A 22,662-nucleotide genomic window follows, 5' to 3' on the forward strand; every position below is an offset into this window, starting at 1 on the left:
CCGTTCAGCGGGTTTCGTTAAACAGTTCGCGACCGATCAACATGCGCCGGATCTCACTGGTGCCGGCACCGATTTCATACAGCTTGGCGTCACGCAGCAGACGGCCCGCCGGGAATTCATTGATATAGCCATTGCCACCGAGAATCTGGATCGCGTCGAGAGCCATCTGGGTAGCACGTTCGGCGCTGTACAGGATCACCCCGGCGGCGTCCTTGCGCGTGGTCTCGCCGCGCTCGCAGGCCTGGGCCACCGCGTACAGGTAGGCGCGGCTGGCGTTGAGTTGGGTGTACATGTCGGCGACCTTGCCTTGGATCAGCTGGAATTCGCCGATGCTCTGGCCGAACTGCTTGCGGTCGTGGATGTAAGGCACGATCAGGTCCATGCAGGCCTGCATGATTCCGGTCGGGCCGCCGGAGAGCACCACGCGTTCGTAATCGAGGCCGCTCATCAGAACCTTCACGCCGCCATTCAGCGCGCCGAGGATGTTTTCTTCCGGCACTTCGACGTCATCGAAAAACAGCTCGCAGGTGTTGGAGCCGCGCATGCCCAGCTTGTCGAACTTCTTGCTGCGGCTGAAACCTTTCGAGTCGCGCTCGACGATAAACGCGGTGATGCCGTGGGCACCTTTTTCGAGGTCGGTCTTGGCGTAGATCACGTAGGTGTTGGCGTCGGGGCCGTTGGTGATCCAGGTCTTGCTGCCGTTGAGCACATACACGTCGCCGCGTTTGTCGGCGCGCAGCTTCATGGAGACCACGTCGGAACCGGCATTCGGCTCGCTCATGGCCAGGGCGCCGATGTGTTCGCCGCTGATCAGCTTGGGCAGGTACTTGAGTTTTTGCTCGTGGGTGCCGTTGCGGTTGATCTGGTTGACGCAGAGGTTGGAGTGCGCGCCGTAGGACAACGCCACCGAAGCCGAACCCCGGCTGATCTCTTCCATGGCCACCACGTGGGCCAGGTAGCCCAGGCCGGCGCCGCCGTATTCTTCCGGCACGGTGATGCCCAGCAGGCCCATGTCGCCGAATTTGCGCCACATGTCGGCGGGGAACAGGTTGTCGATGTCGATCTGCGCAGCCCGTGGCGCCAGCTCCTTGGCCACGAAGGACTGCACCTGGTCGCGCAGCATGTCGATGGTTTCACCGAGGGCGAAGTTCAGGGAGGGGTAACTCATGGACGGGCACCTTCTAACGTTGTTTTTGTGTGGCCAATGCGCCGGGGAAGGGCGATCACCTTTACGTTAACGTAAACTTGCGTTGCAGGGCTGTCAATCGTAGTTTACGTTTACGTCAACCTACAAAAAAGACAACAGGGGTCGTTATGGATCAATCGAATCAGAGCTACAGCCGTGGCTCTCAGGACAAGGCCTTGCTGGCCATGACTATCGGCCAGGCCTTTGATCAAACGGTTTCGCGCTACCCCGACGGCGAAGCGCTGGTCGTGCGCCATCAACCGCGTCGCTACACCTGGCGGCAACTGGCAGATACGGTTGATTTGCATGCACGTGCGTTCCTGGCCATGGGGATGCAAACCGGCGACCGCCTGGGCATCTGGGCCCCGAATTGCGCCGAGTGGTGCATCAGCCAGATCGCCAGCGCCAAGCTCGGCGTGATTCTGGTCAATATCAACCCGGCGTATCGCAGCAGTGAGCTGGAGTACGTACTCAAGCAGTCCGGCTGCCAGTGGCTGGTGTGCGCGGGGTCGTTCAAGGCCTCCGATTACCACGGCATGCTGCAGGAGTTGAAGCCCGACCTGCGAGGTATCATCAGTCTCGATCCCAGCCCACCCCCGGGGTTCACGCCCTGGTCGCGATTGGCTGCCCTCGGCGCGGGCATTCCGCCCGAGCAGTTGCAAACCCGCCAGGCCAGCCTGCACTTCGATCAACCCGTCAACATCCAGTACACCTCCGGCACCACCGGCTTTCCCAAAGGCGCCACCCTCAGTCACCACAACATCCTCAATAACGGCTACATGGTCGGCGAAAGCCTGGGCCTGACCGCGCAAGACCGCCTGGTGATCCCGGTGCCGCTATATCACTGCTTTGGCATGGTGATGGGCAACCTGGGCTGCATCACCCATGGCACCACAATGATCTACCCGAACGACGGCTTCGACCCGCTGCTGACCCTGGCCGCCGTCGCCGAAGAACAGGCCACCGGGCTCTACGGCGTGCCCACCATGTTTATCGCCATGCTTGATCACCCACGCCGCGCTGAATTCGACCTCTCGCACCTGCGCACCGGGATCATGGCCGGCGCCACCTGCCCGATCGAGGTGATGCGCCGGGTCATCAGCGAGATGCACATGAGTGAGGTGCAGATTGCCTATGGCATGACTGAAACCAGCCCGGTGTCGTTGCAGACCGGGCCGGATGACGACCTCGAGCGGCGCGTGACGACGGTTGGCCGGACGCAGCCACAGTTGGAAAGCAAGATCATCGACGAGGCCGGCAACACGGTTGCCCGGGGCCAGATTGGTGAGCTGTGTACCCGTGGCTACAGTGTGATGCTGGGTTACTGGAACAACCCTGACAGCACTCGTGAGGCTATCGACGAGGCGGGCTGGATGCACACCGGCGACCTGGCGACCATGGATGAACATGGGTATGTGAGCATCGCCGGGCGTAACAAGGACATGATCATTCGCGGTGGCGAGAACGTGTACCCGCGGGAGTTGGAGGAGTTTTTCTTCACTCATCCGGCGGTGGCGGATGTGCAGGTGATCGGGATTCCGGATGAGCGCTATGGTGAGGCGATTGTGGCGTGGATCAAGTTTCATCCGGGGCATGTGGCTGATGAGCTTGAGCTGCAGACGTGGTGCAAGGGGCGGATTGCGCACTTCAAGATGCCCAAGCATTTCAAATTTGTGGATGAGTTTCCGATGACGGTGACGGGGAAGATTCAGAAGTTTCGGATGCGGGAAATTATGATTGAGGAGTTGAAGAGGGGGTGAGGGGGCCGGGCCACCTGTGTTCGGCGTCGGGCTGAATGGGGCAGTCAGATCAAGATCATAAGCCGCTTTTCTGTAGGAGCGAGCTTGCTCGCGAAAAACGTGAGGGCGCCGCGTTCATTCAGGACGCCAACGTCATCGTTAACGACCTTCGCGAGCAAGCCCGCTCCCACATTTGAACCGTGCCCGCTTTAGCTTTTGATTTGCTTCACCACACTCAAGCCGGCCCTCAGGCCGTTGTAACAGCGGAACCAATCGAAGCCATCATCCAAAAAACGTATATACACGCAAATCACCTTCCCCGAGAAAGCACAAAGGGGACCCGAAGGTCCCCTTTAATTTGTCGTTGCGTGCTCTTTTTTATTATTGAGGGGCGGTCTGTTGTTGTTTTTGGCAACCGTGGCCCTTTACCGCTGTTTTTGGCGACCCCCATTCGGGGTCAAGAGCAAACGTATTTTTTTGAGCGCTGATCTGCTTCTTCGCAAGCGATCCAACCAGTGGGTAGCTACCTTGAGGTAGTTTTTTGTTCTTCTCTATCCGGTTGCGGGTTTCGGCATCTGCCGTACCCTGCGAAGCACATCTTCTCCAAAAAAATCTGTTAGCTGCGTCTCTGCCGTGTTGTTTTTGTTATGTCAGAGTCGTTACGTCTTATTTTTATTAGGTTTGGTGCTTTTTATTCTTGTTATGCAATAGAGATAGCAGAAGCCGTGCCAACTTTTTAAAGTTCTTTAAAATCAATGGCTTGGTTTTTTAGTGGGAAATTTCTTTCAGGAAATGCGACAAAATATGTTCCCGTGTTACCCGATGTGTAGCCACGAGGTAACACATCGTCACAGGCGCGCTACTCAACCGACGCTGCGAGCCTTCGCCACACGCGAGCCCGTGGGGCGGCCGAGTACCGTACAAATCTGCTGACCCGCCAGAATCAGCTTGTCCATGTCGATACCCGTCTCGATGCCCAGGCCATTGAGCAGGTACAGCACATCTTCCGTGGCGACGTTACCGCTGGCACCCTTGGCATAAGGGCAGCCGCCGAGGCCCGCAATAGAGCTGTCAAACACCTGGATACCTTCCTCAAGGCTGGCGTAGATATTGGCAATGGCCTGCCCATAGGTGTCATGGAAGTGCCCGGCCAGCTTGTCCCGTGGCACCTGCGCGCCGACCACCTCGAACATCCGCCGCGTGGCGCCTGCGGTGCCGGTGCCAATGGTGTCGCCCAAGGACACCTCATAGCAGCCCATGGCAAACAGCTCGCGAGCGACTACCGCGACTTGTTCCGGGGCGACCTGACCTTCATAGGGGCAACCCAACACACACGACACATAACCCCGCACGCTCACACCATGCTGCCTCGCCGCGTCCATGATCGGCACGAAGCGCTCCAGGCTTTCGCTGATGGAGCAGTTGATGTTGCGCTGGGAAAACGCCTCGGACGCCGCCGCAAACACCGCGACTTCCTTCACGCCCGCCGCCAGCGCATCTTCAAAACCCCGCAGGTTCGGCGCCAGTGCACCATAGGTCACGCCCGGCTTGCGCTGGATCTGCGCAAACACCTCGGCCGACCCGGCCATCTGCGGCACCCACTTGGGCGAGACAAAACTGCCGACTTCGATGTAACCCAGGCCGGCGGCGCTCAGGGCGTCCACCAATTGCACCTTGTCGGCGACGCTGATGGGTTGCGCTTCATTCTGCAGGCCGTCGCGCGGACCGACTTCCACCAGGCGCACATGAGAGGGAAGGGACATGGCAGCTACCTTTTATGAATGGCCAACCTGGCCCTGAATGGTCTGTTCCAGCGCCTGGGTGCACCGCTCTTCGGCGGTGTCCAACTCCAGCTTCATCTGTTCGATGTCCAGTAACTGTTGCTCCAGTTGCTCGCGACGCTCGGCGATTTTCGCCAGCATGCTGTGCAACTGTTTCTGGTTGCCGCTGGTGGGGTCGTAGAGTTCAATCAGCTCCCGGCACTCGGCCAGGGAAAAACCGATGCGCTTGCCCCGCAGGATCAACTTCAGGCTGACCTTGTCCCGGGGTGAGTAAATGCGCTCCTGGCCCCGGCGTTCCGGGGACAGCAGGCCTTGTTCTTCATAGAAGCGAATGGCGCGGGTGGTGATGTCGAGCTCGCGGGCGAGGTCGGAGATGCTGTAGGTCGTGCTCATGGTGGCGCTCAAGGAGTGTCTTGAGCGTTAAGCTAATGGGTGCTTGACGTTAACGTCAAGCAGCAGCTCAAGCCTGCTGCTTATCCAGCTTCTTCTCATGGGCTGTCACCTGCTGGCACAGCTCGATCATTTGCTCGCGCATCCAGCGGTTGGCCGGGTCCTGGTCGGTGCTTTCATGCCAGTACAGATGGGTTTCCACCATGGGCACATCATTTACCGGCAGGTTGAACCAGTGCAGTTCATGGCGCCGGGCAAAGCGTTCAGGCACGGTCATCACCATGTCGGTCTGCTGCAACACTTGCGAGGCCATCAGGTAGTGCTGGGAGCGCAGGGCGATCTTGCGCTGCAGGCCCATCTTGCCCAGCGCCAGGTCGACGTGGCCCAGGCCGTTGCGCCGGCTGGAGATATGAATGTGGGTCAGCGAGAGGTAGTCATCCAGAGTGAGCTTGTCCTTGCCCGCCATCGGATGGCCCTTGCGCATGGCGCATACATAGCGGTCTTCCATCAGCTTGACGTGGCGCACTTGCGGGTCGGTGTTGAGCGGCGCATCCACCGCAAAGTCCAGGCGACCGGCCGCCAGTTCCTTGGTGGTTTCCCGGCGCTTGGACAGGAAACTCTCGATCACCACCGTCGGCGCCAGGCGGCGCAGGCGCTGGAACAGTGCGGGCAAAATCACCGCTTCGGTGAGGTCGGTCATGCTGATGCGGTAGGTCTTGGCGGCCTGTTGCGGGTTGAAGATCCGGCTTTCCTGCACCGATACCCGCAGCAACGACAGGGCATTACGCACCGGGCCGATGATGTTCTGGGCCATGGGCGTGGGCACCATGCCTTGGGCGGTGCGCACGAACAACGGGTCGTTGAACGTCTCCCGCAGGCGGGCCAGAGCGTTCGACACCGCCGGCTGGGTGATCCCGACAATCTGCCCGGCGCGGGTCAGGTTGGCTTCGGTGTAGATCGCGTCAAAGACGATGAAGAGGTTGAGGTCGACCTTGCTCAGATTCATTTCGCTGCGCTCTTATTGTTAGGTGTCCATACGCCGATCATATATCGGTGATGAATGTTAATACACGCCGAGAATAGGCTAGGTAAATTATCAACGCTGTTCTAGCATCGATTCATGACCTCAACAACCTCCATTGAGAAGGTGCTGCCCATGGATTTCGCCTATTCGCCCAAGGTTCAGGAACTGCGTGAACGCGTTACCGCGTTCATGGACGCTTACGTCTACCCGGCCGAGCCTGTGTTTGAACGCCAGGTTGCCGAAGGTGATCGCTGGCAGCCCACTGCGATCATGGAGGAGTTGAAAGCCAAGGCTAAAGCCGAAGGCCTGTGGAACCTGTTCCTGCCGGAATCCGAACTGGGCGCTGGGCTGACCAACCTGGAATACGCACCCTTGGCAGAAATCATGGGCCGCTCCTTGTTGGGGCCGGAGCCGTTCAACTGCTCGGCACCGGATACCGGCAACATGGAAGTGCTGGTGCGCTACGCCAACGAAGAGCAAAAACGGCGCTGGCTGGAGCCGTTGCTGCGTGGCGAGATCCGCTCGGCATTTGCCATGACCGAGCCGGACGTGGCGTCCTCCGATGCCACCAACATGGCGGCCCGTGCGGTTCGCGACGGCGACGAGTGGGTGATCAACGGTAAAAAATGGTGGACCTCCGGCGCCTGCGACCCGCGCTGCAAAATCCTGATCTTCATGGGCCTGAGCAACCCGGATGCGCCGCGTCATCAGCAGCACTCAATGATCCTGGTGCCGGTGGATGCGCCGGGTGTGAAAATCGTACGTCCGCTGCCGGTGTTCGGCTACGACGACGCGCCCCATGGCCACGCCGAAGTGCTGTTTGAAAACGTCCGGGTGCCTTACGAAAACGTCCTGCTGGGCGAAGGCCGGGGTTTTGAAATTGCCCAAGGTCGCCTTGGCCCGGGCCGTATCCACCACTGCATGCGCTCCATCGGCATGGCCGAGCGCGCGCTGGAATTGATGTGCAAGCGTTCCGTCAGCCGTACCGCCTTCGGCAAACCGCTGGCTCGTCTGGGGGGCAATATCGACAAGATCGCCGACTCGCGGATGGAAATCGACATGGCGCGCCTGCTGACATTGAAAGCCGCCTACATGATGGACACCGTGGGCAACAAAGTCGCGAAAAGCGAAATCGCTCAGATCAAGGTGGTGGCGCCGAACGTGGCGTTGAAGGTGATCGACCGCGCCATCCAGATCCACGGTGGCGCCGGTGTCTCCAATGACTTCCCGCTGGCCTACATGTACGCCATGCAGCGCACCCTGCGCCTGGCCGACGGCCCCGACGAAGTGCACCGCGCGGCGATCGGCAAGTTCGAGATCGGCAAGTATGTACCGCGGGAAATGATGCGCAGCGGCCAGTAACACCGAGGTGTCTTCATCGCAGGCAAGCCAGCCCCCACAGGGGAATGCAGTCAGCTGTGGGAGCCGGGCTTGCCCGCGATGAGGCCAGTTGATCGTTCCCACGCTCTGCGTGGGAATGCTGCCCCGGACGCTCCGCGTCCTCAATACACCCAAACCTCCACCCGCCGATTCTTGATCCTTCCCTCATCCGCCGTATTTGCCGCCACGGGCATCTCGGCACCGAACCCCTGAATGTCCCTCAGCACCACGCCGCTTTTAACCAGTTCCCGCCGTACCGCCATCGCCCGCAACTTCGACAACAGCGCCGCCCGCTGAGCATCACTCTTGGCATCCCCAAACCCCACCAGCGTCACCTGCTTGTCCAGCTTGCCGTGGCTCTTTATATAAGCCACCACCCGCATCAAGTCCTGGCGCGCCTTGTTGTCGAGGCTGGCGCTGCCTTCCTCAAACCGGAAATTCACGGTCAGCCGCTGCGCCTGCCGGGCGATCGCCTGGTAATCCTCGGGCATCGGTGCCCGCGGCTCCACTGCCATGGCTTGCACCTGCTGCGCGATAAAGCCATTGGCGGCCACGATCGCCTGGCCCTTGCTGCTTTGCGCAAAGTCCACCAGCGCCCTGGCCCACGGATTGTGCTCAACCGGCGGTAAATAGAAGAACAGCCGGCGTGACAGCGGGTAATCCTCGGTGGCAATCAGGCTGTTCAACGGCAGCATGGGTTGCGAGTCGCCATCGACGATGGCAACTGCCTTGGCTTGGCGCACGTAAGGCAAACCAATAAAACCGATACCCTGCGGGTCACGGCTGACGGCATCCGACAATTCCTCGCTGGACTCGAACCGCTTGGCGCTGCCATCCAGTGCTTTGCCGCGACGGCTGAGCACCAGCTCCTTGAAAGTATCGTAGGTGCCGGACTGATCATCCCGCGCGTACAGGTGAATCTGGCCGCCGATGCCGCCAATTTGCTCCCAGGTCGAAACCTCGCCGCTGAAAATCTGCGCCAGTTGCTCGGTATTCAACGTACCCAACGGGTTGCGCGGGTTGAGGATGATCGCCAGGCCATCAATGGCGATGACTTGTTCGGCATCCGGGCTCTTCAGGTCGCCGAGGGATTCCAGGTCCACCAGTTCACTGTCCTTGATGGGCCGGGACGAGGCGGCGAGGTCGGCACTGGCTTTTTTCAGCGCGGCAAATCCGGTACTGGAGCCATGGGCGGCTACTTCCACCGTCACTCGCAGGCCCTGGCGAGTCTTGCCAACGATGTGCTGCTCGTTGGCCTGGTCAGATGGCTCACTGTGCACGGCTTGCAGCCCTTGTTGCTCCATCAGCCCCTTGACCAGCGCCGGACCAAGCGCCGCGCCGATGGTGTTGGAACCCTGGATGCGCAAGGCCGGGCCATGTTCGGGGAAGGGCAGTGGGGTGGAAAAAGCGGCGAAGGGAAATGCGCTGAGCAGGGCCAGCAGGGATAGAACGCGCAGCATCATGCCGGCACCTTCTCAAGCCAAAGGGAGTGCCGCGAGATTAAGTCAGGCAGGTTGCATAAATGTGACGAGGGCCTGTTTCCCGACCCTCTGTGCTGAATCAGCTCAATTCCAGCCAGATCGGCGCATGATCGGAGGGTTTTTCCATGCCGCGCAGGTCGTAGTCCACCCCGGCATCCTTCACCCGGGGCAGCAGCCCTTGGGAGGCCATGATCACGTCGATCCGCAGCCCGCGCTTTGGCTCGTCTTCAAAACCACGGCTGCGATAATCGAACCAGCTGAAGCGGTCCGCCACGTCCGGGTTGAGGTGGCGGAAGCTGTCCACCAGGCCCCAGTTCTTCAGGCGCGCCATCCACTCGCGTTCTTCCGGCAGGAAGCTGCACTTGCCGGTTTTCAGCCAGCGCTTGGCGTTGTCGGCGCCGATGCCGATGTCGCAATCTTCCGGGGAGATATTCACATCGCCCATCACAACCACCGCCTGGTCATTGCTGAACTGTGACTCCAGCAAGGTTTGCAGGTCCTCGTAGAAGCGCTGCTTGGCCGGGAACTTGGTGGGGTGGTCGCGGCTTTCGCCCTGTGGGAAATAGCCGTTCATGATGGTAATCGGGTTGCCGTTGGCGTCGGCGAAGGTGCCCCAGATGAAGCGGCGCTGGGCGTCTTCTTCGTCACTGGCAAAACCTTTATGCAGCGCCAGCGGTTCCTGGCGCGAGAGCAGGGCAACACCGTAGTGGCCTTTCTGCCCGTGGTAATACACGTGATAGCCCAGGGCCTTGATCTCATCCAGCGGGAACTGGTCGTCGTGGACCTTGGTTTCCTGCAGGCCGATCACGTCCGGCTGGTGTTTCTCGATCAGTGCCGCCAGCTGATGAGGACGGGCGCGCAGCCCGTTGATATTGAAAGACACGATTTTCATGGTCGGCAGTCCAGTCTGGCAAAAGGGCGATGCTAGCCGACAAGTCGGACGGGAGCCAGCCTTGTAGCAGCTGCCGAGGCTCGAGGCTGCGTTGGGCTGCGAAGCGGCCCCCGGTGGCTACACTGAACGAATCAGTGCCGCAGACGTTCGTAATAACAAGAGCGCGACCTTTTGAGTCAGCGACCAGGGGAGATTCACTGTTATGCCTGACACCTCGACTGCCATCACCCAGATCCACATGCTCGACAGCGGCTATTCCCGCGAAGCCCGTTCCCTGTTGTACCAGGCCTATCGCCATGAGCCCACGTTCGCCTACATCTTCGAAGCCGAACGTCCCGGTTACGAACAGCGGGTGCGCGCCACGGTGCGTGAACTGGTCAAGCAGCACTTTTTCCAGAAATTGCCGGCCATTGGCCTGCTGGTCAACGACCGACTGATCGGCATCGCCCTGATCGCGCCACCGACTCGCCGCCTGGGCATCACTGAAAGCTGGGCCTGGCAGTTACGGATGTGGTTGAGCACCGGTGTGCGCGGCACCCGGCGGTACCTGGAATACCATCAGGCGGTGCTGGCATGCCTGCCCTCGGATTCGGTGCATGTGCTGCCACTGCTGGGGATTCACCCGCAATTCCAGGGCAAGCACTACGGTGAGCAACTGCTGGAAGCGGTGCATAACTGGTGCGCCGAAGACCCGCATTCCTCCGGCGTAGTGTTGGACACGGGGAATTCTCGCTATCTGGAGTTCTATAAGCGCCAGGGGTATGAAGAGATTGGCGAGGTGGCTGTAGGACCTGTTCTGGAGCACGTGTTCTTTCACGCAAATCCGCAGGTGTTACAAGCTGCAACGCTTTAAGACAGAATTGTTCAGACAAATCAGGGTTCTAAGACGCTCCCAAGCTCGTGTAGCATCCCCGCCTATGAAGTTTCCAGGAAGATTTACCAGCGGCTTGATTCTGCTGTTCACGAGCTGCGGCGCCTTGGCGCAAAGCGAATTGGATGTGCGCATCAAACCTTCAAACGACGCGTTGAAAGCCAACATCGAAGGCTATATCGGCGGGGTCGGCGATCGTGACGAAGAAGCCTTGCTGCGGTTCAGCCGTGGCGCCGAGGAGCAGGCCCGCAAGGCCGCCCAGGCGCTGGGCTACTACCAGCCGCAGATTGCCAGCGATGTGAAGGGCGGCAAGAACCCGCGCCTGATCCTCACCATCGACCCCGGCGAACCGGTGCATTTGCGCAATGTGACGATTCGGGTCGATGGCCAGGCCGCCGACCTCAAAGCCTTTCGCGTGCCCGCCAGCGACCAACTCAAATCCGGCGCCGTGCTCAACCATGGCAACTACGAAGACGCCAAGCGCGTCATCCAGAACCAGGCGTCACGCTACGGCTTTTTCAGCGGGCGCTTTACCAGCCAGAAACTCTCGGTCGACCCCAAGGCGGGCGTCGCCGATATCGAACTCATTTACGACAGTGGCCCACGCTACACCTTGGGCAAGGTCAGCTTTGCCGGCGACACGCCGTTTGATGAAGACCTGCTGCAACGCATGGTGCCGTTCAAGAGCGGCGCGCCTTACGACTCCGAACTGATCGCCGAACTCAACCAGAATCTGCAATCCAGCGGCTTTTTCGAAGGCGTACGGGTGGACGCCGCCCCGGCCGCCTCGACCAATGACGTGATTCCGGTGGCCGTGCAACTCGAAACCCGCAAGCCCCGCACCATGGGCCTGGGCCTCGGTTACTCGACCGATGTCGGCCCGCGGGGCAAGGCCAACTGGACGCGCCACTGGGTCAACCCCCAGGGCCACAGTTATGGCTGGGAAGCCGAGCTTTCCGCGCCTCGGCAGAACGTCGGGCTGTGGTACGACATCCCCATGGACCCGCCACTCACCGACAAACTGCGTTTCGCCGGTGGCTACCAGAATGAAGAAATCGCCAACACTGACACCCTGAGTAAATTGCTGACCCTCGGCCCCGAGTGGCACAGCAAGTTACCCAGCGGCTGGACGCGGGTGATCTCGCTCAAATGGCAGCGCGAAGAGTATCGCCTGGGCAACGACTCGGGCCTGAGTACGCTACTGATGCCGGGCATCAGTTATTCCTACCTGCGCAGCGACAACCGCATCGACCCGCACAATGGCTATCGCCTGCTGTTCGACGCGAAGGTCGCCAAGGAAGGCCTGGGTTCCGACACCAACCTGCTGTACGGCACGGCGACGATCAAGGGCTTGACCACCCTGTGGGACAACCACCGTTTCCTGGCACGGGCGCAGTTTGGCGGCAGTGCCACCAACGGCTACAAATCGGTGCCGCCGTCGTTGCGGTTTTTTGCCGGTGGCGACCAGAGCGTACGGGGTTACGAGTACCAGACGCTGTCCCCGGAAAACGACCTTGGTGACCGCATCGGTGGCCGCTATATGGTGGCCCTGAGCGCCGAGTATCAATATTCCATCGCCGAAAAATGGCGGATCGCGACCTTTATCGACCAAGGCAACTCGTTCAACACCCTGGAAATGCCGAGCCTGAAAACCGGTGTAGGTGTGGGCGTGCGCTGGGTGTCGCCGGTCGGCCCGATCCGCCTCGACCTGGCCCATGCCCTCGAAGATCCGGGCGGCATTCGTTTGCACTTTTCCATGGGGCCTGAGCTGTGATGCGTGGTTTGAAAATAGCGGGGCTGGCCGTTCTGGCGGTCCTCGCGCTGATAGTGCTGGCACTGTGCACGGTGCTGGGCACCCAATCCGGCAGCCGTTGGGTGCTGGGCCAGGTGCCGGGTTTGACCCTGGAGAACTTCCAGGGTCGCCTGGGCGGGCAGTGGAGTGCCGACCATCTGTTATGGCAGCAAGATAGCAGCCGCGTGGAGCTGCAGGCGCCGAAGTTCGACTGGTCGCCGGCCTGTTTGATGCGCATGACCTTGTGCATCAACCAGCTGGATGTGGAGCAGGTGAGCCTGCAATTTCCGCCCGGCACCGAAGACAGCAGCGGCCCGATTTCCCTGCCGAACTTGAAACTGCCGGTCGCCCTTCAGTTGGGCGACATCCGCGTCGGCAGCCTGCTGTTCAATGGCAGCGAAGAGCTCCAGGGCCTGCAACTGGCGGCGCACTGGACTGCCGCCGGGATGCAGATCGATTCGGTGCACCTGCAACGGGACGGTTTGGTCCTTGACCTGTCCGGCCTGCTGCAACCCACCGGCAACTGGCCGTTGGCCGCCAGCGGTAACCTGAGCCTGCCTTACGCGCCGGGCGGCGCGCCCTGGACCCTGGCGCTCAAGGTCGATGGCGACTTGCTCAAAACCCTCAAGCTCGACGCCCACAGCATCGGCTACCTCCCGGCCAAGCTCAGCGGCGAGTTGCAGCCCCTGGTGGAAAACCTGCCGGCGCAGCTGCGCATCACCGCCGACGGCTTCAAACCCAGTGCCGATTTGCCCGATACCCTGCAACTCAATCAGCTGGACCTGACCGCCAAGGGCGACCTGAGCAACGGTTACCAACTGCTCGGCAAAGCCGTTCTGCCGGCGGAAAAAGGCCCGGTGGACCTGCTGCTGCAAGGCAAGGTCGACGCCAAGGGCGCGCAGATCGCCGGGCTGGATTTGAATGCGGGCGATAAACAAAGCCTCAAGCTCAGTGCCAACCTGGACTGGCAGCAAGGCTTCAGCGCCGACGCGAAAATCGACTGGCTGGATTTCCCCTGGCATCGCCTGTATCCGGTGATCGACGAACCCCAAGTCGCCTTGCGGACCTTCAATGGTGAAGTCTCCTACAAGGACGGCAACTACCTGGGCAACTTCAAGGCCGATCTCGACGGCCCGGCGGGCAAGTTCAGCCTGGCCAGCCCGTTCAGCGGCGACCTCAAGCAAGTGTTCCTCCCCGAGTTGAAACTCGCCGCCGGCCAGGGCAAGGCCGAAGGCCACCTGAACCTGCAATTTGCCGATGGCATCGCCTGGGATACCGCGCTGGACCTGTCGGCCATCAACCCGGCGTACTGGGTCGCGGAACTGCCCGGCACCCTCGCGGGCCCGCTGCGCAGCAAGGGTGAATTGAAGAACGAGCAACTCAAGCTCAATGCCGACCTCGACCTCAAGGGCCGCTTGCGCGGCCAACCCGCCGTGCTCCAGGCCAAGGCCGAAGGCGCAGGCGAGCAGTGGACCCTCGGCGCCCTGGACATCCGCCTCGGTGACAACCGCATCTACGGCAGCGGCAGCCTGCAACAGCGCCTCGCCGGGCAGATCGACATCAAGCTGACACGCCTCGCCCAGCTCTGGCCGCAACTGCGCGGGCAGATGAATGGTCGCCTCGACGTCGCCGGCACCCTGAAAGCGCCGCAAGGCAAGCTCAACCTGGTTGGCCAGCAACTGGCGTTTGAAGATAACCGCCTGCAAAACCTGACCCTGGACGCGAACCTGGATAACGCCCAACGCGCCAAAATCGACCTGAAGGGCAGTGGCATCCAGGCCGGTGAAACCCAGCTCGGCACCTTCACTGCCAGCGCCCAGGGCGATATCAAGAGCCAGAAAGTCCAGCTCGACCTGGCCGGCCCGTTGCTCAAGCTGGCCCTGGCCCTGGACGGCAACCTCGATAAAGGCAACTGGCGCGGGCGCCTGGCCAGCGGCGATGTGCAAGCCGGTGGCCAGGACTGGAAGCTGCAAGCCCCGGCGAAAATCGAGCGCCTGGCCGACGGCAAGCTGACCTTTGCTGCCCATTGCTGGGTCTCCGGCCCGGCGAGCCTGTGCGGTGAAGACCAGCGCCTGATGCCAGAGCCCAAGCTGCGTTACCACCTCAAGCAGTTCCCCATCGACAGCCTGGCCCAGTGGTTGCCCAAGGATTTCGCCTGGCAGGGAAAGCTCAATGCCGACGTGCAACTCGATTTGCCGGCCAGCGGCCCCAAAGGCGTGGTCTCGGTGGACGCCAGCGGCGGCACCCTGCGGGTCAAGGACAAGGATCAGTGGCTGGATTTCCCCTACGACACGCTGAAGCTGGAAACCACCCTCAACCCCACGCGCATCGACACCCAGCTCAATTTCCGTGGCGGCAAGCTCGGCGAGTTGCTGTTGCAGGCGCAGCTCAATCCACTGGCGAAGAACAAGCCGATCAGCGGTAACTTCACCCTGACCGGCCTCGACCTCGCGGTGGCCCGACCCTTTGTACCCATGGTCGAGAAACTCAACGGCAAGCTCAACGGTAACGGGCGAATCGCCGGCAGCCTGCTGGCGCCTCAGGTCAACGGCAGCGTCAACCTGGTCGGCGGCGAAATCTCTGGCCCGGAACTGCCCACCAGTTTCGAAGGCCTGAATATCCAGGCGGTGATTGCCGGCGAAAGCGTGCAACTTAACGGCGGATGGCGCAGCGGCAAGGCCGGGCAGGGCACTATCAAGGGCCAGATCGATTGGGGCCAGGCCCTGGCGGTGGATATCGCCCTGCAAGGCACGCAACTGCCGGTCACTGTGGAGCCGTACGCGGCCCTGGAAGTGGAACCCGACCTGAAAATCAGCATGAAGAACGACAAGCTGGCGATCTCCGGCAAGGTGCAGATTCCCAGGGGCGAGATCACTGTGCGCGAACTGCCGCCGTCGACGGTCAAGGTCTCGGATGACACCGTGATCGTCGGCAGCCAGACCGAAGAGGGCAAGCCGCCCATGGCCATGGCGATGGACATCGACGTGGAGGTCGGCAAGGACAAGCTGAGCTTCGCTGGGTTTGGCCTCACCGCCAACCTGCAAGGCCACGTGCACATCGGCGACAACATGGACACCCGTGGCGAACTGTGGCTCAACGATGGCCGCTACCGCGCCTACGGCCAGCGCCTCACGGTGCGCCGCGCGCGATTGCTGTTCGCCGGGCCGCTTGACCAGCCGTTCCTGGATATCGAAGCGGTGCGAATCACCACCGAGCCGTCCCGGACCGTCACCGCCGGTATTCGTCTGAGCGGCAGTGCCGAGCAGCCGACGACGCAAATCTTCTCGGAGCCGGCGATGGCCCAGGAGGATGCCTTGTCGTACCTGGTGTTGGGACGATCACGCACCACCAACGGTGAGGACAACAACATGCTGGCTGAAGCGGCGTTGGGTCTCGGGTTGATGGGCAGTGCCGGTGTCACCTCGGACATCGCCAAGAACCTGGGCATCCAGGACTTTGAACTGGACACTCAGGGCAGCGGCACCAATACCGCTGTGGTAGCCAGCGGCAAGATTTCGGAGAAGCTCAGCCTGCGTTATGGCGTCGGGGTTTTCGAACCGGCCAACACCATTGCCTTGCGCTACCTGCTGAGCAAGAAGGTGTATCTGGAAGTGGCCAGCGGTGTGGCCAGCTCCCTGGATATTTTCTACAAGCGCGATTTCTGATCCGTACAGGTTCAGGGTGGGAGCCCGGCTCCCACCCTTTATCGGCTAATTAGCAAGCAACCTAACTATTCGTTTGACATTCGCTGCCTAGGCAGTAACATCGTGACATACATTCACTGCTTAGGCAGTTAATAGGTTGGTCTCGATGAAGCACTTCACCCCCGAAAACTTTCATAACTGCCACCTCGGCTTGCTGCTGGGCCGGGCTGCGCTGCTTAAAGACAAGATCATCGACACCCATATGGAACCTCACGGCATCACCGCCGCGCAGTTCAAGGTGTTGATCATCATGGCCCAGTACGGCGTCGACACACCGGCCGAGCTGTGCCGCAACCTGTCGTTGGACAGCGGCTCCATGACCCGCATGCTCGACCGCCTGGAACAAAAGGACCTGCTGGCGCGCAAGCGTTCCGAGCAGGACCGGCGCCAGGTGCAGTTGGTGCTGACCGCGGAAGGCCAGCGCGTGGCCGACATGCTGCCGCACATTGGTGCCCAGGCCTTGAACCAGTTGGCAGGCGCGCTGGAGCCGGGTGAATTGCAAACCCTGGAAAAAATCCTGAAGAAAATTCTGATAGCTGCGGGTGATCCCATCACCATTCAGCGGGTAGGTAGTGCATGAACAATCGCTCCTTGCGTGCCGGCCTCAGCCTTGTGCTGGTGGCCATGACTATGGCCGGTTGTGCCAATTTCAGCGGCTTGGACACAGAAGGCAAACGCCTCGAAGCCAATAACCTGCAAACCGGCAAATCCCTCAGCGGCGTGACCCTGTCCACCGCTGCCTGGCCCACCGCCGACTGGTGGAAGGGCCTTGGCGACCCACAGCTCGACGGCCTGATCCAGGAAGCCCTGCAGAACAGCCCCGACATGCAGGTGGCCAGCGCCCGCGCCCACCAGGCCGAAGCCGCAGCCTATGCCGCTGACGCCGACCGCATGCCAACCCTGGATGCCAGCGCCGGGGTCAGCCGCTCACGCTTGGCCAAGGACCAGGACCCACAAGGGATCGGCGGCACTTACGCCACCGTGCGCAACATCGGCGCCAGCTTCAATTACAACTTCGACCTGTGGGGTGGTCAGCGTGCCGCCTGGGAAGCCGCACTGGGCCAGGCCCGTGCCGCCGAAGTCGACCAACAGGCCGCACGGCTGACCCTGGCGGCCAACGTCGCCAAGGCCTACAGCGACCTGGGCCAGGCCCATATCGTGCGCGACCTGGCTAACGATGACCTCAAGCGCACCCGGCAAATGCTCGACCTGGGCAAGCGTCGCCTGAACTCCGGGATCGACAGCCAGTACCAGTACCAGCAAACCGAGAGCCTGGAAGCCAGCTCCCAGTCGCAACTGATCGATGCGGAAAAACAACTGCAGAGCGCCAAGATCGCCCTCGCCGTGTTGCTCGGCAAAGGCCCGGACCGTGGCAGCGAACTGGCACGCCCCAACGTGCTCAAGCCCAGCGCGGTTGCCGTGCCTTCGGTATTGCCAGCCGAGCTGGTGGGCCGTCGTCCAGACCTGATCGCCGCACGCTGGCGAGTGGAGGCGGCGAGCAAGAACATCGCGGCCAGCAAGACCCGTTTCTATCCCAACCTCAACCTGAGCGCGAGCGCCGGGGCCGAGTCGTTGCTGGGGGATGCGATGTTTGGTTCGGCCAGCCGTTTCTTCAGCATTGCACCGACCATTTCACTGCCGATCTTCGACGGTGGGCGCTTGCGCGCCGACCTCGATGCCCGCGACGCCGACTACGACCTGGCCGTGGCCCAGTACAACAAAACCCTGGTGCAAGCCTTGGGCGATATCGGCAACACCCTCTCGCAATTGCGCGAGACCGGCCGGCAGATCCAGGCCCAGCAACATGCTGCTGACATTGCGCAGCAGTCCTACGACACCGGCGTCCAGCGTTACAGCTCAGGCATCGGTAATTACCTGGACGTGCTCAGCATCGAACAGCAATTACTCCAGGCCCAACGTCAGTTGGCCACCCTGAATGCCGAGCAAATCGATCTTTCGATTCAACTGATGCAGGCCCTGGGCGGCGGTTTCCACGCCGATAACGTGGCCTCGACCACCCCAGCCACGCGCACTGAATAATTCAAGGTACTTGTCATGGCCACTGCCGAAACCAGCAACAACGCTCCCGAAACAAACAAGGCTGAACAACCCAACACCAGCAACCCGCGCAAACGCAAAGTCATGCTGTTTGTGCTGGCGCTGATCGTTATCCTCGGCGTCCTGGGCGTGTGGGGTTGGTACGAACTGTATGGCCGCTTCAGCGAAAGCACCGACGACGCCTACGTCAACGGCAACGTGGTGGAAATTACCCCGCTGGTCACCGGCACTGTGGTGAGCATCGGTGCCGACGACGGTGACCTGGTCCATGAAGGCCAGGTGCTGATCAACTTCGACCCCAACGACGCGGCCGTCGGCCTGCAAAGTGCCCAGGCCAACCTGGCCCGCACCGTGCGCCAGGTGCGTGGCTTGTACAGCAACGTCGATGGCATGAAGGCCCAGGTGCTGGCGCAACAAGCCAACGTGCAAAAGGCCCAGGACAACTACAACCGACGCAAGAACCTCGCCGCTGGCGGGGCGATTTCCCAGGAAGAACTGTCCCACGCCCGTGACGACCTGACCTCGGCGCAAAACGCTTTGGCCAACGTGCAGCAACAGTTCAAGACCAGCAGCGCCCTGGTGGATGACACCGTGATTTCGTCCCACCCGGACGTGCAGGCTGCCGCCGCACAGTTGCGCCAGGCTTACCTGGCCAACGCCCGCAGCACCCTGATTGCACCAGTGACCGGTTATGTGGCCAAACGTACCGTGCAACTGGGCCAGCGGGTCCAGCCGGGCACCGCGTTGATGGCCGTGATCCCGCTGGATCAGCTGTGGATCGATGCCAACTTCAAGGAAACCCAGCTGCGCAATATGCGTATCGGCCAGCCGGTGGATATCGAATCCGATATCTACGGCAGCGACGTGAAGTTCAGCGGCACCGTGGACAGCCTCGGCGCAGGCACCGGCAGTGCGTTTGCCTTGCTGCCGGCGCAGAACGCCACCGGTAACTGGATCAAGATCGTGCAACGGGTACCGGTGCGTATCCATGTGAACGCCGATGAGTTGGCCAAGCACCCACTGCGGGTGGGCTTGTCCACCGTGGTCAATGTCGACCTGCACGACCAGAGCGGCCCGGTACTGGCCCAGCAGGCGCCGCAAAAGGCTTCGTTCACCACCAACGTCTACGATCGCCAACTGGCAGAAGCTGACGCCATGATCACCCAGTTGATTCATGACAACAGCGTCGCCGCTCCAAAGGCTGCGCAACGCTAATGAGCAATAACGCCTCGTTCACGCCGCCCAGCTTGCTGATGGCCACCATCGGCTTGTCCCTGGCGACCTTTATGCAGGTGCTCGACACCACCATCGCCAACGTGGCGTTGCCGACGATTTCCGGCAACCTCGGCGTGAGTTCGGAGCAGGGCACCTGGGTCATCACCTCGTTTGCCGTGAGCAACGCCATCGCGCTGCCGCTCACCGGCTGGCTGAGCCGTCGCTTCGGCGAGGTGAAGCTGTTTCTGTGGGCCACCATCCTGTTTGTGCTGGCCTCGTTTCTCTGCGGTATTTCCACCTCGATGCCTGAGCTGATCGGCTTTCGGGTGCTGCAAGGCCTGGTTGCCGGCCCGCTGTACCCGATGACCCAGACGCTGCTCATCGCGGTCTATCCCCCCGCCAGGCGCGGCATGGCCCTGGCGTTGCTGGCGATGGTCACGGTGGTGGCGCCGATTGCCGGGCCGATCCTCGGCGGCTGGATTACCGACAGCTACAGCTGGCCGTGGATCTTCTTTATCAACGTCCCCATCGGCATCTTTGCGGTGATGGTGGTGCGCTCGCAACTGAAGAAACGCCCGGTGGTCACCAGCTACCAACCGATGGACTACGTCGGCTTGCTCAGCCTGATCGTCGGCGTCGGCGCCTTGCAGATCATCCTCGACAAGGGCAACGACCTGGACTGGTTTGAGTCGAACTTCATCATCATCGGCGCGGTAATCTCGGCCATCGCCCTGGCGGTGTTCGTGATCTGGGAAATGACCGACGAGCACCCGGTGGTCAACCTGCGGCTGTTCGCCTACCGCAACTTCCGCATCGGCACGATTGTGTTGGTGTTGGGGTATGCCGGGTTCTTCGGCATCAACCTGATCCTGCCGCAATGGCTGCAAACCCAGATGGGCTATACCGCCACCTGGGCGGGCCTGGCGGTGGCGCCGATCGGGATTCTGCCGGTGTTGATGTCGCCGTTCGTGGGCAAGTACGCGCACAAGTTCGACCTGCGTTTGCTGGCCGGGCTGGCGTTCCTGGCGATTGGCTTGAGTTGCTTCATGCGCGCCGGGTTTACCAATGAAGTGGACTTCACCCACATCGCCCTGGTGCAGTTGTTCATGGGTATCGGCGTGGCGCTGTTCTTCATGCCGACCTTGAGCATCCTGATGTCCGACCTGCCACCGGCGCAAATCGCCGACGGCGCGGGCCTGGCGACCTTCCTGCGGACCCTGGGCGGCAGCTTTGCGGCCTCGTTGACCACCTGGATCTGGATTCGCCGGGCGGACCAGCACCATGCCTACATGAGCGAAAACATGACCACCTACGACTCGGCCACCCGGGATGCCTTGCAGGCGCTCGGCGGGGCAGGGCAAAAGGCGTATGCGCAGCTTGATCAGATACTGACGAGCCAGGCGTACATGATGTCCACCGTGGATTACTTCACGTTGCTGGGGTGGATGTTCATGGCGTTGATCGTGATTGTATGGCTGGCGAAACCGCCGTTTGCGGCGAAGGCCGGGCCGGAGGCTTCTGGCCACTAAGCCTCAATCCCTGATCGTTCCCACGCTCCGCGTGGGAACGCCGCTTTGATGATCGTTCCCACGCTCTGCGTGGGAACGCCGCTTTGGACGCTCTGCGTCCGCTTTTGAAAGTCGTGACGCAGAGCGTCACAGGATGCATTCCCACACAGAACGTGGGAACGATCTGGGTCAAGCGCCGGGCAGTGCCAACTGCGGGTTGACGAAGTCAAACGCCGCCAGTTGAAACCCTTGCTCATCCACCTGCAACGCCCACCCTTGCTTGTCCCAATCCCCCAGCACAATGCGCTTGGCCGCTTGCTCGCCAATCTGCAATTTGTGAATCGCCGGGCGGTGGGTGTGGCCATGCACCAAGGTACGCACGCCGAACTGCTGCATCACCCTCGGCACTTCCTCAGGTGTCACATCGACAATATCGTTGGCCTTCATCCGCACCTGGGCGCTGCTTTCGCTGCGCAGCTTGCGCGCCAGCTTGTGCCGCGCGCCCAAGGGCAGGTGGCGCAGGATGAACAGGGTGATGGGGTTGCGCAGGATGCGCCGCAGCTTCATATAGCCAAGGTCGCGGGTACACAGGCTGTCGCCGTGCATCAACAGCACGGGCTCGCCTGCGAGCTGCACCACACTCGGGTCCTTGAGCAAGGTTGCGCCTGCGGCTTTGCAGAACGCCTTGCCGATCAGGAAATCCCGGTTGCCGTGCATGATGAAAATCTGGGTGCCGCTGTCGCTCAGCTCGCGCAGAGCCTTGCAAATCGAACGCTGGAAGGGCGTCATCCCGTCGTCGCCAATCCAGGCTTCGAAGAAGTCCCCCAGAATGTACAACGCCTGGGCGGAACGGGCGCGGCCGTTCAGTAAATCCAGAAACGCCCGGGTTATGTCCGGGCGCTCCTCTTCCAGATGCAAATCTGAAATCAGCAATATCACTCAACGATCTCGGCTTTCTCGACGATAACGTCTTCTACCGGAACGTCCTGGTGACCTGCCTTGCCGGTGGTTTGCACACCCTTGATCTTGTCGACAACGTCGGTGCCTGCGGTGACTTTACCGAATACCGCGTAGCCCCAGCCCTGCACGTTCTTGCCGCTGTGGTTCAGGAAGGTGTTGTCGGCGACGTTGATGAAGAACTGCGCGGAGGCCGAATGCGGCTCCATGGTACGGGCCATGGCGACGGTGTACTTGTCGTTGGAAAGGCCGTTGTCCGCTTCGTTCTGGATGCTTGGACGCTTGTCTTTCTTTTCTTTCATGCCAGGCTCGAAACCGCCGCCCTGGACCATGAAGTTGCCGATGACACGGTGAAAAACAGTGTTTTCGTAGTGGCCGGCTTTAACGTACTCGATGAAGTTGGCGACGGTGATCGGCGCTTTCTCGGCGTTCAGCTCGATGACGATGTCACCGTGGTTGGTGGTCAGTTTGACTTGAGTCATGTTCACTACTCTTTCAAGGAATTCGTGGGTTTGGGCGTTTTGCGCCTTACCTGCTTGGCAAAAACGGCAGCCAAGGCGCGCAGTTTAGCGTGACCTGCGGGAATTTCGAGGTGGTTTTTTACCGCCCATGCAATAAATGCAGCAGTTTTTGGCCACGCTCTGTCAGGGCCTTGACGGCATCGGCTATGATAAGCCCTTTGTT

Annotated in this window: 17 protein-coding genes; 9 read left to right on the top strand and 8 right to left on the bottom strand. The window is 61.1% G+C overall.

Features of this window, described 5'->3' with window-relative positions:
- Positions 1–4: 4 nt before the first annotated feature.
- The gene (locus D109_RS0111235) at positions 5–1,168 is read right to left on the bottom strand and encodes an isovaleryl-CoA dehydrogenase (protein WP_017476972.1); all 1,164 of its coding nucleotides are present in this window, start codon (positions 1,166–1,168) and stop codon (positions 5–7) included.
- Between the two features lie 146 nt (positions 1,169–1,314).
- On the opposite strand from D109_RS0111235, the gene D109_RS0111240 reads away from it, so the two are divergent.
- Positions 1,315–2,946: an AMP-binding protein gene (locus tag D109_RS0111240; protein ID WP_017476973.1), complete on the top strand. Its 1,632-nt coding sequence runs from the start codon at positions 1,315–1,317 to the stop codon at positions 2,944–2,946.
- An 842-nt stretch (positions 2,947–3,788) separates the two neighbouring features.
- Here D109_RS0111240 and D109_RS0111255 read toward each other — a convergent pair.
- From D109_RS0111255 to D109_RS0111265, 3 genes are all read right to left on the bottom strand, one after another.
- On the bottom strand, positions 3,789–4,688 hold the full coding sequence (locus tag D109_RS0111255) for a hydroxymethylglutaryl-CoA lyase (RefSeq protein ID WP_017476976.1): 900 nt from the start codon (positions 4,686–4,688) through the stop codon (positions 3,789–3,791).
- A 12-nt stretch (positions 4,689–4,700) separates the two neighbouring features.
- Positions 4,701–5,099 carry a MerR family DNA-binding transcriptional regulator gene (locus D109_RS0111260; RefSeq protein WP_003211806.1) on the bottom strand — a complete coding sequence of 133 codons (399 nt, stop codon included), beginning with the start codon at positions 5,097–5,099 and terminating at the stop codon, positions 4,701–4,703.
- Positions 5,100–5,166: 67 nt separating this feature from the next.
- The gene (locus D109_RS0111265) at positions 5,167–6,102 is read right to left on the bottom strand and encodes a LysR family transcriptional regulator (RefSeq protein ID WP_017476977.1); all 936 of its coding nucleotides are present in this window, start codon (positions 6,100–6,102) and stop codon (positions 5,167–5,169) included.
- Positions 6,103–6,252: 150 nt separating this feature from the next.
- Between D109_RS0111265 and D109_RS0111270 the strand changes: the two genes are divergently transcribed.
- Positions 6,253–7,482, top strand: coding sequence for an acyl-CoA dehydrogenase (locus tag D109_RS0111270; protein WP_017476978.1), 1,230 nt, complete (start codon positions 6,253–6,255; stop codon positions 7,480–7,482).
- Between the two features lie 140 nt (positions 7,483–7,622).
- Here D109_RS0111270 and D109_RS0111275 read toward each other — a convergent pair whose 3' ends face one another.
- Both D109_RS0111275 and xthA read right to left on the bottom strand, forming a co-directional pair.
- Positions 7,623–8,963 carry a substrate-binding domain-containing protein gene (locus D109_RS0111275; RefSeq protein WP_017476979.1) on the bottom strand — a complete coding sequence of 447 codons (1,341 nt, stop codon included), beginning with the start codon at positions 8,961–8,963 and terminating at the stop codon, positions 7,623–7,625.
- A 97-nt stretch (positions 8,964–9,060) separates the two neighbouring features.
- Complete coding sequence (gene xthA, locus D109_RS0111280; protein ID WP_010166961.1) at positions 9,061–9,873, bottom strand: exodeoxyribonuclease III; 813 nt, start codon at positions 9,871–9,873, stop codon at positions 9,061–9,063.
- 202 nt (positions 9,874–10,075) lie between these two features.
- On the opposite strand from xthA, the gene D109_RS0111285 reads away from it, so the two are divergent.
- The 7 genes from D109_RS0111285 to D109_RS0111315 all read left to right on the top strand — a co-directional run bounded on the left by D109_RS0111285 (position 10,076) and on the right by D109_RS0111315 (position 21,042).
- Positions 10,076–10,726, top strand: a complete 651-nt coding sequence (locus D109_RS0111285; protein ID WP_017476980.1) for an N-acetyltransferase — start codon at positions 10,076–10,078, stop codon at positions 10,724–10,726.
- Positions 10,727–10,790: 64 nt separating this feature from the next.
- Entirely contained in the window at positions 10,791–12,518 is a 1,728-nt protein-coding gene (locus D109_RS0111290; protein WP_026077893.1) for an autotransporter assembly complex family protein, read from the top strand.
- Positions 12,518–16,201: a translocation/assembly module TamB domain-containing protein gene (locus D109_RS0111295; RefSeq protein WP_017476982.1), complete on the top strand. Its 3,684-nt coding sequence runs from the start codon at positions 12,518–12,520 to the stop codon at positions 16,199–16,201. Before D109_RS0111290 ends, D109_RS0111295 begins: the two co-directional genes overlap by 1 nt.
- Before the next feature lie 145 nt (positions 16,202–16,346).
- Positions 16,347–16,820 carry a MarR family winged helix-turn-helix transcriptional regulator gene (locus D109_RS0111300; RefSeq protein WP_003211792.1) on the top strand — a complete coding sequence of 158 codons (474 nt, stop codon included), beginning with the start codon at positions 16,347–16,349 and terminating at the stop codon, positions 16,818–16,820.
- Complete coding sequence (locus tag D109_RS0111305; RefSeq protein WP_017476983.1) at positions 16,817–18,280, top strand: efflux transporter outer membrane subunit; 1,464 nt, start codon at positions 16,817–16,819, stop codon at positions 18,278–18,280. The genes D109_RS0111300 and D109_RS0111305 overlap by 4 nt, the downstream gene beginning before the upstream one ends.
- A gap of 15 nt (positions 18,281–18,295) precedes the next feature.
- Positions 18,296–19,513, top strand: coding sequence for an efflux RND transporter periplasmic adaptor subunit (locus D109_RS0111310; protein WP_017476984.1), 1,218 nt, complete (start codon positions 18,296–18,298; stop codon positions 19,511–19,513).
- Positions 19,513–21,042 carry a DHA2 family efflux MFS transporter permease subunit gene (locus tag D109_RS0111315; protein ID WP_017476985.1) on the top strand — a complete coding sequence of 510 codons (1,530 nt, stop codon included), beginning with the start codon at positions 19,513–19,515 and terminating at the stop codon, positions 21,040–21,042. The genes D109_RS0111310 and D109_RS0111315 overlap by 1 nt, the downstream gene beginning before the upstream one ends.
- 168 nt (positions 21,043–21,210) lie before the next feature.
- Here D109_RS0111315 and lpxH read toward each other — a convergent pair whose 3' ends face one another.
- Together lpxH and D109_RS0111325 are read right to left on the bottom strand one after the other, a co-directional pair.
- Positions 21,211–21,960, bottom strand: coding sequence for a UDP-2,3-diacylglucosamine diphosphatase (lpxH, locus tag D109_RS0111320; RefSeq protein WP_026077894.1), 750 nt, complete (start codon positions 21,958–21,960; stop codon positions 21,211–21,213).
- On the bottom strand, positions 21,957–22,460 hold the full coding sequence (locus D109_RS0111325; protein WP_017476987.1) for a peptidylprolyl isomerase: 504 nt from the start codon (positions 22,458–22,460) through the stop codon (positions 21,957–21,959). Before D109_RS0111325 ends, lpxH begins: the two co-directional genes overlap by 4 nt.
- Positions 22,461–22,662: the final 202 nt, after the last annotated feature.

The organism is Pseudomonas sp. PAMC 26793 (genome assembly GCF_000313235.1).
In the GTDB taxonomy this organism is placed as follows: Bacteria; Pseudomonadota; Gammaproteobacteria; order Pseudomonadales; family Pseudomonadaceae; genus Aquipseudomonas; species Aquipseudomonas yamanorum.